Genomic DNA, 11,860 nt, shown 5'->3' on the forward strand with positions numbered 1-11,860 from the left:
GGATTTGCTGGCGGCCAACCAAGCGTTGATGACGGTCTACTTGATGAAAGCTGAACTCAAAACGCTCTGGACGCCAAGTACCGCCTGGGGCTGGAGATCAGCCTGGAAGCAATGGCTGCGCCACGCTGATGAAAGCGCGATACCGGCTCTGATCCTGTTCGCCAAACGGCTAAAGGGTTACTGGCGGGGAATCGTCAGCCGGGTTCGCTGGCCGATGCACACGGGGCAGTTGGAAGGCATAAACAATCGAATAAAGGTTATCAAACGGATGGCGTACGGTTACCGGGATAGCGAATTCTTTTTCATGAAAATCAAGAGCGTCTTTCCCGGTAATCCGTGAAGAACCAAAAAAAACCCCGTAACCGAATGCGATACGGGGCAAAAAATTGGTTGGTTGCGGCCAACCGAAGGAGCTCGGTTAAAACGGGGTCAACGCCTCACTCAGATGCAGTCCTGCGCGGCGCGTTCGAAACTTGACGGGAGGAAATTCGAGGCGAGCAAATGGCGCTCGTAAATGAACACTTTGCCGCCGCTGCCAGCCTTGTAGGCTTCCAGCACGTTGTCTGCCGCAACCTTGCTCGGCACCACAATCCGGTAACTGCGCTGAGTCTGCGAGACGCTCGGGTTCAGTGCACTGCCCTGCAATTTCGGCACAACGCAATCGGCGTACTGCGCCGGCGTCTTGCTGGTCTGCAAGGTCAGCGTCGGGTCGTTCGGTGCAGAGGCACAACCGCCAAACAGCAACGAAGCAACGGCCAGGGCCGGCAGGAATAAATGACGCATCGGTGTAATCCTGAAAATAAAGGTTCGGTTCAACCGGCAACGGTGCAGCTTCACGGCGCCGCCGTCGCCATTTATGTTTTAAGTGTTCAGCTTGCCGACACCAGCGCCTTGAGCGAACTGTCGAACTGTTTTAATGCCGTGAGTTGCAGGTCACGTTGTTTCTCGATCTGCGCGGCGATTTGCGGCGCCGCCTGGTTGTGAACCCAAACCGATGGCAACTGTTTTTCCACGGCGCCTTCGGCCTTGCCGATGTATTGCAGGTTGGCGTCGTAGAAGTGCGCGGTGAATCGGGCTTCGACCCGATCGTTACGCTGGGTCAACAGGCGATTGAAGGTGTCGAGTTTCACCACGACATCCGGATGGGCCTGCACCAACTCGTCCAGGCTGTCGTAGACGGTCACGGACAAGAACTGCTGCTGTAACGAACTCACTAACCAGTCAACAGCCAGTTCCGGGTCGGAGCTTTCGACGAAGGCCTCGCGGATCCGCGAGTCGAGCGCATCTTTCGCGCCGTTGACCGCCATGTTGTGGTAACGCTCAAGGTATTGCAGATTGTCCAGCGTGTTGTCGCTGTACAACACACCGACTGTTTGCGAGTGCTGTAACGTCGCACTGCTGCCGGTGATGGTCTGAAAGTGACACGACCGGGCGTCATCTGCGTAGGTCGGTGCAGCGGCAGCGCCCATCAGCAGGGCGACAAAAGCCAGTCGAGTCAGAGTGTTCATCGCGCAAATTCCTTGGCTGCGTGTTCGATGGGGGCGATTTTCCGCTCATTGCCGACAAAGCAGAACTTGCGTTTCTTAATGGTCACTATTACTTCTAGCAATAGTTGCGCGGTACGAAGACTGATACACACTCAATACAACTAGAAAAATCGAAAGAGGATCCCTTCTTGAGAACGTTTGATCTGATCCGCGACGCCGTCCTGCCCGATTTCCGCGAGCGGGTGGCTGAGTACCTGGTCCAGTACGAAAGCGTGCTGCTGAACAAAAACGCCACCGATCCGCAGCTCATCAGGGACACCGCCCATCAGTTGCGCGGTTATCTGCGCGGGCTGAACACCACGCGGGTACTGGGCATGGCGTATTGGGAAGAGCTGGATCGACGGGTTGTCGATACATGGCTCACGCCCGAGCAATAACGGATCGGCGCGTCGCCGAATCCCCATGCGCCTGACCGGCCTCACCACTCCAGGATGACCACACCCATGTCCAGCCTCGACACCTCACTGCAAGACAGCGCCGCGCCGCAAGGCGTTTGTTACGGCTGCGGCGGCAGCAATCCGCACGGCCTGCATATAAAGAGTTATTGGCATGAAGACGGCGTGCACGTTCTCGCGGAGCATGTGCCGGACGCCAAATACTGCGGCTGGCCGGACCTGGTCTACGGCGGGCTGATCGCAATGCTGGTCGACTGCCACTCCAACTGGACGGCAATGGCCTGGCACTACCGCGCAGAAAACCGCGAACCCGGCAGCCTGCCGCGCATCGACTGCGTTACCGGCAACCTGGGCGTCAAGTTCATCAAACCGACGCCAATGGGCGTAACGCTGACCCTGCGGGCGAAAGTCGAAGGGGAAGTCGGGCGCAAGACCCGGGTAATCTGTGAGGTCTTCGCGGGGGAAGTGCTGACGGCGGTGGGCGACTCGGTGTTTGTGCGGGTCGATACCGGGCAACTGGCTAACGCCGCGCACGGGCGTTAAGGCTGCATCATCGCCGAAGGTTTTTACGCCTCGTTGGGCTTCGAGAAGATCCGCGATGAGTTTCATGGCGTCGAGCGCACGATCATCATGGAGAAACGGTTGAGTCAGGCGTGACGGCCGGCAAAACCTTGGCGAGGGGCTTGCGCCCTCGCCACAGGTTTTAAGCGCACACGTCGAAAATCAGCTAGCGATTTTGGCCCGCGCCGCATGCAGCTTCTTGTAGCTCTCGATCAAACGCAAATGCCGATCAAGACCTTCCAGCTTCATGCTCGTCGGCGTCAAACCATAGAAACGCACACTACCGTTCACCGAACCAATCGCCGCATCCATCCGCTCATCACCGAACATGCGGCGGAAGTTGGCTTCGTAGTCGGCCAGTTCCAGATCCTCGTCCAGCTCCATTTCCAGCACTACGTTCACGGCTTGGTAAAACAGACCGCGTTCGACCGTGTTGTCGTTGTATTGCAGGAAGGCTTCGACCAGATCTTTCGCCTGCTCGAACTTCTGCAGGGCGAGATAGATCAGCAGGCGTAGTTCGAGGATGGTCAACTTGCCCCACGGCGTGTTGTCGTCAAACTCGATGCCGATCAGCGTGGTGATGTCGGTGTAATCATCCTGCTCGCTGTTTTCCAGACCCTGGGCCAGGTTACGCAGGCCTACTTTGCTCAAGTTGTGCAGGTTGAGGATATCGGCGCGAAATTGCAGGGCCTTGTTGGTGTTGTCCCAGATCAGGTCTTCGACCGGATAGATCTCCGAGTAACCCGGCACCAGAATGCGACAGGCCTTGGCACCGATGTGCTCGTAAACCGCCATGTAGACTTCTTTGCCCATGTCTTCGAGGATGCCGAACAGGGTGGCGGCTTCCTCGGCGTTGGAGTTTTCACCTTGGCCGGAGAAATCCCATTCGACGAATTCGAAGTCCGCCTTGGCACTGAAGAAGCGCCACGACACCACACCGCTGGAATCGATGAAATGCTCGACGAAGTTGTTTGGCTCGGTCACCGCCTGACCCGAGAAGGTCGGCTGCGGCAAGTCGTTCAAACCTTCAAAACTGCGACCCTGCAGCAACTCGGTGAGGCTGCGCTCCAGCGCGACTTCCAGGCTTGGGTGGGCGCCGAAAGAGGCAAATACGCCACCGGTGCGCGGGTTCATCAACGTGACGCACATCACCGGAAACTCACCACCCAGCGACGCATCTTTCACCAACACCGGAAAGCCCTGCTCCTCCAGACCCTTAATGCCGGCCAGAATGCTCGGATACTTCTCCAGGACTTCCTGCGGTACGTCCGGCAGCGCCATTTCGCCTTCGAGAATTTCACGCTTGACCGCGCGCTCGAAGATTTCCGACAGGCACTGCACCTGCGCCTCGGCCAAGGTGTTGCCGGCGCTCATGCCGTTGCTGAGGAACAGGTTTTCGATCAGGTTGGACGGGAAGTACACCACTTCACTGTCCGACTGACGCACAAACGGCAGCGAAACAATGCCGCGCTGGGTATTGCCGGAGTTGGTGTCGAACAGGTTCGAACCCCGCAATTCGCCGTCGCGGTTGTAAATATCCAGGCAGTATGGATCGAGGATCTCCGGCGGCAACTCGTCTTTCGGCCCCGGCTTGAACCAGCGCTCGTCCGGGTAATGCACGAACTCGGCAGTGGCGATGTCTTCGCCCCAGAACTGATCGTTGTAGAAGAAGTTGCAGTTCAGACGCTCGATGAACTCGCCCAACGCCGAGGCCAACGCGCCTTCTTTGGTTGCGCCCTTGCCGTTGGTAAAGCACATCGGCGAATGCGCGTCGCGGATATGCAACGACCAGACGTTGGGCACAATGTTGCGCCACGAAGCAATTTCGATCTTCATGCCGAGGTCGGCGAGAATCCCCGACATGTTGGCGATGGTTTGTTCCAGCGGCAGGTCCTTACCGGCGATGTAAGTGCCCGCCTGCGAGCCGCCATGCGGCATCAGCAGCGCCTGGGCGTCGGCGTCGAGGTTCTCGACTTCCTCGATGACAAACTCAGGGCCGGTCTGCACGACTTTCTTCACCGTACAGCGATCGATCGAACGCAGGATACCGAGGCGATCTTTTTCAGAGATGTCCGCGGGCAATTCGACCTGAATCTTGAAGATCTGGTTGTAGCGGTTTTCCGGGTCGACAATGTTGTTTTGCGACAGCCGAATGTTTTCGGTGGGGATGTTGCGTGTGTCGCAGTACAACTTTACAAAGTACGCCGCACACAAGGCCGACGAAGCCAGAAAGTAATCGAACGGCCCCGGTGCCGAACCATCGCCCTTGTAGCGAATGGGCTGATCGGCGATCACCGTGAAGTCATCGAACTTGGCTTCAAGTCGAAGGTTGTCGAGAAAGTTGACCTTGATTTCCATGCGGGATTACCAGAATACGGCTAAACGAATGGTCGCCATTATCCGGTTTTTCCGCGGGAAGTCTTGCCCTTTCGGGATTCGCCGCTGGCCCGCAGCACGCCGCTGGTGCAGCGTTCATGCGGTTTGCCAAAGCCTGTAGAGCCCATCGCGAACGCACGCAGCAACGCGTCAAAAGGCTGCTTTTTTGATGGAAATTACTCTTTCAACACGCTTGAAGGCCCCTTGTCGGACTGTGTCAGCTTTGAGGACGAGGAAGCCGCTTGCGATTCAGGATTGCGGTCAAGCCCCAGATACTTGCCGACAGCAGGCATACTTCGAAGCTCGACAATGTTGTATTCAATGCCCTTCATGCCCTCTTTTCCGCAACATGGATATACCCGGCCGTTGATAAAGGTGTCTTTTCGCACCCCCATACCATCACCGTACTGTTCTGCGGTAAACGCAGGCCGATCGAAGGTAACAATGGATGGATCGCGAATACGTTCAATCAGTGCATCTATTTCACGGTTTACCTTGCCCACAATAAAATCGTGTCGCGCCTCAGATGCCTCCACTGCCTTAACCTGTTCCAATACCTCTTTTTTTAAAAATGCACATTTCTGATCATATAGTGCGGCAGTTTTCACTTCACAGACCGATAAATAATCCATATCTGTGATTTCAGGATTTCTTTCTGGCGCCTGTTTCAAGTCATCCAGACGCCTCTTCGCAGCCTCCCCGACCAGATACTCTCCGGTATCATCCAGGCACGCACTCGCTACTCTGGCAGCTTCCTGAATTACACATCCCGGTGGTAATCCCAGCACATGCGCACACCTTAGAATTTCCTGGTAGGTGCCTTTATCAATTGCGCTACAACACAAGTTATTCATCAGCGTCCAGTTTTTTACTTTTGTTTCGATCGACCCATTCAAATAGTCCTCTGCGGCGTTCACCCCTACCATCAATGAGTCCAGGTTTTCCTTGATAACCGTGTTTTTGGCTTTGACTGCATGAGTCGCCAACACTTCCCTGTCAAAAACGCCTAATGTTGACAGGATATTCGGCAATGCATCCTTTACCCAGACACTCGCCAGTTCTTTTACAGCCGATGAAAGATCATCATCACCCGAAACAACATCGCCATTTCGCTGCCTTAATGAAATGGAAGGAATCGCCAATGTACTTGCCAAGGCTTTGTTGACATGAACAAATTGTGCCAACGTACCCTTATAGTCAGCTTCGTTTACACCCTCATCCTGGAGAGCAAAGTACGCCAATCCTATAGGAGAGTCCTCGCAAAAATTCCTTTTAGAAAACAGCGCGCGCGCAGCCACGATCAATTCTGCACTCTCGAAACCATCCATGGAAATATTCATTTGAGAATAAACAGCCGCCCCGCCCGCCTTTTTCACTTCAGCGTTAATTATTCCAATATCGCCATGGAGAATATCAGTCCACCCTTGCGCAAACAGGTACTCCTTGCAAAGTTCAACCAACTTCGCAAGGTTAATATCTTCTGCCCCTCCCGGCTTGATTAAATCTTTTTTGACGGGCACAGGCTCTAATTCAGAAAGCTGCAAAGCCTCAATCTCTGCTGAAACTTCCTGATTGGCTGACGACTTTGAAGCATCATCCTCGTTGACGAGTCCGACAATACTTTTATCCAAAGCATCAATTTCTTCATGAATCGCTTTGTCCTTCAACGCCATCTTTTTGATTTGGCGCATGGCGGCTTCCATCTTGAGATAAACCGCCCCGATCTCTGGCTTATTCGGCTTTCCATCTATTTTGGGAATAAGAAACGGCGGCATACCGATCTCAACGATATCGTTGGCATCACTTTCCAGAACGAACCCCAATTCGAACAAGTTCGAAAGCGGCCCTGAGGTGGTAAAAATCACATGGGCGTCCAATCCCTTATAGTCATGCCCGATAAATTCGAACTCAAACCCTACAGTATTATGTTCCCTCATTAGCCTGCGCATGCACGTCCCTGACAAAGCATTCTGATAATCACGTTGCGACTCGATGTACTCCTTCGCTGTGAGTCTCTGTATCGATGTGTATTGAATAGCGGGCCGCAGACTTTCCGGGTTTAATGCCGATGCAGGCTTGGCGCTGGTTGCAGCACAAACATTCAACGGATTCAAGGGGCACTGGCAGGCCACTATCGAGCTTGCGCTCGATGAACCGTGGTTGAAGCGCTCAATGGTTTCGCAGAGGTGGCATTTCATATAAGCGTCCGAGCAGGGTGCGAGGAGGCCCCAAAGACAGAGACCGTTAGTCCATTTATGTCAAAGCCAGCAACATCAGCCCCATACGCTCATGGGGTGTAATACTTTGATCAGCCAATAGCTGATGAACGTCGTTCTGCCGCATGAAATCCCCGCCCAATGAAAGGGATAATTCTACAAACGAAATAATGTCCCGATCCTGCGTGAACCCATAGGCGTGCGCTTCACGGATGCAATGCGTCAAGCGTGCGAGCCACGCTGTATCAGTTCCTCCAGCGACCGCCTCTGCATGGGCGGCTTTCATGTCCGGAAAAATTTGCCGGGCGAACTTCAAGATTAAATCGTCGGAAAAAAAACCTATCTGTTCTGACCGAATAATGTGCATGGGTTGCAGTCCTTGCTGACTTGCGCTGATCGATTAATTTCTGATCATTGGCGGCAGTGACAATGTTCAACAGCCTTTCAGATGCAAGATGACTGACCGGCCTATCCAATGCCTCGCCGCTGGCTCCTTGCCCAGTGGATTAGCGTAGATCCCGTGAACGAATCTGCTGTTTAATTTCACCCCATGGGCAAAAAACAAAGTCGCCATGTGTTTCCATCTCTCCTTTCTACGTCGCACTGTTCATCGCCTGTTTTTGACCGTCTGGAGTTCTTCAATGCCCGCGCCCAAATCCCTGCCCGTTACCCTGCTGGGCCTGGCCCTTGCCTGCCCGGCCGTGGCCGAAACCCAAGGTATGGAGCTGGGCCAGGTGCTGATTTCGGCCGAGGAGCGCAGCGGCGCCGACGCCTCCGTTGAGGACGCCAAAGCGCGCCTGGCCGAGGTGCCCGGCGGCAGCAACGTGGTCGACATGCGCCAGCCGTTGCAGGGTCGCGTGGCGAGCAATCAGGATGTGCTGGCGTATCAACCGGGGGTTTACGCGCAGTCGGCGGGTAATGAAGGGGTGAAAATTTCGATCCGTGGTTCGGGCATCAACCGCGCACCCGGCGCTCATGCTTCCGGGCTGTATACGCTGCTCGATGGCCTGCCGCTGACCGGTCCGGGCGGTACGCCTTACGAATTGCTCGAGCCACTGTGGGTTGATCATGTTGAAGTGCTGCGCGGTGCCAATGGCTTCGACCGTGGCGCACTGGCGTTGGGCGGCGCCATCGATTACGTCAGCCACACCGGCTATACCGCGCCGAAATTGCAGGTGCGCTACGCCACCGGCAGCCACGGTTATCAGCAGCGTCAGGTCAGTTCCGGGCAGGTGCTGGGCGACTTTGATTACTACGTCTCGCTGACCGATTCGAACGCCGACGGCTATCAGGATCACACCGCCAGCGAGAGCAAAGGCGTAATCGCCAACTTCGGCTATCGCTTCAACCCGAACCTGGAAACGCGCTTCTATATCCGCTACCGCGAGACCGACAACGACCTCGCCGGCCGCGTGACCAAGCGTTCCATCGAACACGACCCACGAGCGGCCAACCCGGCTTACGTCTCGCGCGACGACAGCCGCAAGCAGCCGGGCAGCACCTTCATCGGCAACAAAACCACGTTCTACATCGACGACGATTCGAGCATCCAGACCGGCCTCGTCTACCACGACTACCCGATGGATCTGCGCGAAGGCCCCAACCGCCTGAAGGTCGCCTACACCGACGTCAGCGGCACCTTCGACTACAAGCGCCGCGACACCCTGTTAGGCATGGAAAGCCGCAGCACCGTCGGCCTGCGCGTGACCAAACATTTGCCCAACGACGGCGCCAGTGAATTTGTGCGCATCCCAACGGGCAACACCGCTGGCTACGCGTCGGGCACGCGCATGCGCAATTTCACTTATCAAGGCTCGGACACCGTCCTGCACGTTGGCAACGACCTGGAAATTGCTGACGACTTGTGGCTGACCACCGGCCTGGCCGCCCTCTACACCCGCCGCGAAAGCGCCGTCACCTACCCCGAAGGCGGCGGCAAAACCAGCATGAACGACTGGGACTACGCCCCCCGCCTCGGCCTGCGCTACCAGATCACGCCGGACGTGCAAGTGTTCGGCAACCTCAGTCGCTCGGTCGAAGCACCGCACCCGTGGTCGCTGATTTACAGTTCCAACGTGCGCTTCCCGGCTGGTAACGGTGCGGCGACCGGCACCCAGAAAGACCCGATCAAACTGCAAAACCAGACCGCCACCACCCTCGAACTCGGTGGACGCGGCGACAGCGCATTCGGCGAATGGAGCCTGGCCTGGTACTACGCGCAAGTGCGCCACGAATTGCTTTCGGTACTCCCGGACGCTAACGCCGTTACGCCGTATGAACTCAACGCCAGCCCGACCGTGCATCAAGGCGTTGAGGCCAGCCTGAACAGTAAACTCTGGTCAGCCGCCGATGGCCGCCAATTAAGCCTGCGTCAGGCGTACACTTTCAGCGACTTCCATTACCGCGATGATGACCGTTTTGGCGACAACCGCTTGCCGGGGTTGCCGATGCACTACTACCAGGGCGAGTTGCGTTATGACTGGCCGCAGGGATTCTTCGCCGCTGTGAATACGCAACTGGTGTCGAAAGTCGCGGTGGATTACGCCAACAGTTACTACGCCGATCCGTACGCGCTGCTCGGCGCGACCGTGGGTTACAACGCACCAAAGGGTGACTGGCAGACTTGGGTGGACATGCGCAACCTGACCAACAAGCACTATGCGGCGACGGTTACGCCAGGGTATGACGACAAAGGGCTGGATGCAGCGCGGTCGACACCGGGTGAAGGGATGGGGGTTTATGTTGGGGTTTCGTGGAGTTTGCTCTGAGGCGACGAACGATTTCCAATGTAGGCGCGAGCCTGCTCGCGAAAGCGAATGCCCATTCACTATTGAGTCAGTGAAATAACACCTCGGCGTTTATCATCGGTTGTTGTCTGTTTTTTATGGAGTCACGGATACCCAGCAAGAAAACGCGCTCGAAAAAAGCCTCCGCCTGGCCGCCGACGAACCCGCGCATCGGCCGGAGTTTTTCCGAACCTTACTGAGCGCGTCTGTTTACGTGCTCGGTACGACGGGCACGAGCGACGGCGTCGTGAATCTCGAAGCGGGAAGCAAAGTCAGCATCGCGCATTGGGAAAAAGCCGATGGCAACCCTGTCATTCCGTTTTTCTCCTCGCTGCAAACCCTGCAAAAATCCATCGACAGTGAAGAGTCCTACCTGGAACTGCCGGCCAGATCTTTGTTCGAGATGACGCAGGGCGCCACCCTGTTTCTGAATCCAAAGTCGCCGTATGGCAAAGAGTTCTTCCCGGAAGAAGTACGCAATTTGCTCTCCGATCAGGTTGGCCAAAAAGCAACAACGCGCACGGTGGAAAAAGAAACGAAAGTCCTGCTTGGGCAACCAGCGCAGTACCCGACGAAGATGGTGCAGTCGCTCACACAGCTACTCGCCAAACACCCCAACGTATCGCGCGCCTTTCTGGCGATGATGCACGACACATCGGTCGACGAGAAACCGCACCTGATCGTGGGCATCGAGGTCGATGGCGACTTCGAGCGGGTGATGCGCGAAGCCGGGAATGTCGCGGGAGATACTGCTGCGCCCGGTGAGCCGGTTGACCTGTACCGCGTGACTGCAAGCGAATCGGGCTTGAGTGACTATTTTCTTAGAGAAACGAAGCCCTTCTATGAGCGCAAGTCAGTGAGTAAATGGCGTTCGTTCTTTGGTTTTGGCAAGGCGTAACAGCGCTCAGCGCCAGTCTGCTTCTGAAAAATCCAGCAAGCCAGTGGCCGTGGGCAAGATCCTTGGGAGAGTTGGCAGCACATCCGACGCAAATGTGCCTGATGCGCAGCTTCACATCAGGACTACAGGGGGCCGTGTCATTGCCTACAGAACTTGCGGAAGTGGCTGGCTTGCATGCTTTTCCCTTCAGCCTTATCGTTCTGTTCGTCACTGTCCAACCGCTAAAAAGCACTGGACCTACAAGATATGACGCAAGCTTGATCAAACCGAGAAGGAGCGGTTGACGTCTACGTCGACCCCGCCTAATCTGCTCCCATCCCGCCCAAGGCAGTACGCCGTCCTAACCATCCAGGACGTGCCAAACCCTTGGGCGTTTTGTTATCAGGAAGAAAGCATGCCCACAGCGGTATTGGTCGATGGCGCCTTTTTCATCAAGCGCTTTCGAAGGATTGAACCTCACAATGCGTTCAATGCTGAACGTGCTGCTGACCTTGTTCATCGATGGGCTACAGCTCACCTCCACAGCAAATTCATTTCTCGCCCCAGTGGCCCCCCATGTGAACTGCTACAGCGCCATAGAAAAGATCTGTACCGCATATTCTTCTACGACTGCCCCCCGCTGGACACCAAACAACACAACCCGATCACCAAGAAAGCTGTGGACTTCTCCAAATCCAGAGAAGCTGTATTTCGCCGTGAGTGAACGAGCCCCATGAAAGACAGGACACCGTTTCCCCCTTACGATAAGGGATAGGCAAACGGTTATGTTTATGACTAATAGCAACGATAAGAGTGGTGAGCTTTTGGGCCAGGAGCGGCGGCGCCGCTGGAGCCCAGAGCAAAAGCTGGCCATGGTTCGAGAGAGCCTTGAACCAGGACAAAGCGTTTCGGTCGTGGCTCGGCGCAACGGCATCAATGCCAACCAGTTGTTCCTGTGGCGCAAGCTGTACCAGGGTAAGCGGCCAGCGAACACACCTTCAGAAATCCGGAATTAAGGGCGATGGTGTCCGCCTATTTTTAAGCGGACGCGATCACCCTTATCGCCAGGATTTCCATGCGCCAACGAAGCTCCTATCCCAAA

General features: G+C 55.8%; 11 protein-coding genes and 2 pseudogenes. 8 read left to right on the forward strand and 5 right to left on the reverse strand.

Translation table 11 applies throughout. The annotated features are described in order from the left end of the window. The coding region (locus CKW18_RS29095) for a transposase (RefSeq protein WP_141233123.1) at positions 1-340 on the forward strand (340 nt) is incomplete at its 5' end. Positions 341-441: 101 nt separating this feature from the next. On the opposite strand, the gene CKW18_RS29100 is transcribed toward CKW18_RS29095, so the two are convergent. Together CKW18_RS29100 and CKW18_RS29105 are read right to left on the reverse strand one after the other, a co-directional pair. Then, positions 442-783: a hypothetical protein gene (locus CKW18_RS29100; RefSeq protein WP_095191918.1), complete on the reverse strand. Its 342-nt coding sequence runs from the start codon at positions 781-783 to the stop codon at positions 442-444. An 86-nt stretch (positions 784-869) separates the two neighbouring features. Then, complete coding sequence (locus CKW18_RS29105) at positions 870-1,508, reverse strand: ATPase (protein WP_095191919.1); 639 nt, start codon at positions 1,506-1,508, stop codon at positions 870-872. Between the two features lie 167 nt (positions 1,509-1,675). On the opposite strand from CKW18_RS29105, the gene CKW18_RS29110 reads away from it, so the two are divergent. The 3 genes and pseudogenes from CKW18_RS29110 to CKW18_RS29120 all read left to right on the forward strand — a co-directional run. Then, positions 1,676-1,924 (forward strand): hypothetical protein, encoded by a 249-nt coding sequence (locus CKW18_RS29110; protein ID WP_095191920.1) that lies wholly within the window; start codon positions 1,676-1,678, stop codon positions 1,922-1,924. A 66-nt stretch (positions 1,925-1,990) separates the two neighbouring features. Continuing rightward, positions 1,991-2,485, forward strand: a complete 495-nt coding sequence (locus tag CKW18_RS29115) for a PaaI family thioesterase (protein WP_095191921.1) — start codon at positions 1,991-1,993, stop codon at positions 2,483-2,485. 6 nt (positions 2,486-2,491) lie between these two features. Further along, positions 2,492-2,599, forward strand: a pseudogene (locus tag CKW18_RS29120) (GNAT family N-acetyltransferase); the annotation flags it as partial. Between the two features lie 66 nt (positions 2,600-2,665). Here the strand turns inward: CKW18_RS29120 and CKW18_RS29125 are convergent. The 3 genes from CKW18_RS29125 to CKW18_RS29135 all read right to left on the reverse strand — a co-directional run bounded on the left by CKW18_RS29125 (position 2,666) and on the right by CKW18_RS29135 (position 7,462). Beyond that, on the reverse strand, positions 2,666-4,861 hold the full coding sequence (locus tag CKW18_RS29125) for an OsmC domain/YcaO domain-containing protein (RefSeq protein ID WP_095191922.1): 2,196 nt from the start codon (positions 4,859-4,861) through the stop codon (positions 2,666-2,668). Positions 4,862-5,055: 194 nt separating this feature from the next. Then, positions 5,056-7,077: a hypothetical protein gene (locus tag CKW18_RS29130; RefSeq protein ID WP_141233175.1), complete on the reverse strand. Its 2,022-nt coding sequence runs from the start codon at positions 7,075-7,077 to the stop codon at positions 5,056-5,058. 55 nt (positions 7,078-7,132) lie between these two features. Continuing rightward, complete coding sequence (locus tag CKW18_RS29135; RefSeq protein WP_095191924.1) at positions 7,133-7,462, reverse strand: hypothetical protein; 330 nt, start codon at positions 7,460-7,462, stop codon at positions 7,133-7,135. A 274-nt stretch (positions 7,463-7,736) separates the two neighbouring features. Here CKW18_RS29135 and CKW18_RS29140 point away from each other — a divergent pair, with 274 nt between their 5' ends. From CKW18_RS29140 to CKW18_RS29155, 4 genes and pseudogenes are all read left to right on the forward strand, one after another. After that, complete coding sequence (locus tag CKW18_RS29140) at positions 7,737-9,863, forward strand: TonB-dependent receptor domain-containing protein (RefSeq protein WP_095191925.1); 2,127 nt, start codon at positions 7,737-7,739, stop codon at positions 9,861-9,863. Positions 9,864-9,966: 103 nt separating this feature from the next. After that, complete coding sequence (sseB, locus tag CKW18_RS29145; RefSeq protein ID WP_095191926.1) at positions 9,967-10,779, forward strand: enhanced serine sensitivity protein SseB; 813 nt, start codon at positions 9,967-9,969, stop codon at positions 10,777-10,779. A 394-nt stretch (positions 10,780-11,173) separates the two neighbouring features. After that, positions 11,174-11,482, forward strand: coding sequence for a hypothetical protein (locus tag CKW18_RS29150; protein WP_256587124.1), 309 nt, complete (start codon positions 11,174-11,176; stop codon positions 11,480-11,482). Positions 11,483-11,549: 67 nt separating this feature from the next. Then, a pseudogene (locus CKW18_RS29155) lies at positions 11,550-11,762 on the forward strand (transposase); the annotation flags it as partial. Between the last annotated feature and the right edge of the window lie 98 nt (positions 11,763-11,860).

The sequence above is a fragment of the Pseudomonas sp. Irchel 3E19 genome (assembly GCF_900187585.1).
GTDB lineage: Bacteria > Pseudomonadota > Gammaproteobacteria > Pseudomonadales > Pseudomonadaceae > Aquipseudomonas > Aquipseudomonas baetica.

Coding starts and splice junctions, on each gene's coding strand:
- CKW18_RS29100 (WP_095191918.1), bottom strand. CDS start 783: ATGCGTCATTTATTCCTGCCGGCCCTGGCCGTTGCTTCGTTGCTGTTT.
- CKW18_RS29105 (WP_095191919.1), bottom strand. CDS start 1,508: ATGAACACTCTGACTCGACTGGCTTTTGTCGCCCTGCTGATGGGCGCT.
- CKW18_RS29115 (WP_095191921.1), top strand. CDS start 1,991: ATGTCCAGCCTCGACACCTCACTGCAAGACAGCGCCGCGCCGCAAGGC.
- CKW18_RS29125 (WP_095191922.1), bottom strand. CDS start 4,861: ATGGAAATCAAGGTCAACTTTCTCGACAACCTTCGACTTGAAGCCAAG.
- CKW18_RS29130 (WP_141233175.1), bottom strand. CDS start 7,077: ATGAAATGCCACCTCTGCGAAACCATTGAGCGCTTCAACCACGGTTCA.
- CKW18_RS29135 (WP_095191924.1), bottom strand. CDS start 7,462: ATGCACATTATTCGGTCAGAACAGATAGGTTTTTTTTCCGACGATTTA.
- CKW18_RS29140 (WP_095191925.1), top strand. CDS start 7,737: ATGCCCGCGCCCAAATCCCTGCCCGTTACCCTGCTGGGCCTGGCCCTT.
- CKW18_RS29150 (WP_256587124.1), top strand. CDS start 11,174: ATGCCCACAGCGGTATTGGTCGATGGCGCCTTTTTCATCAAGCGCTTT.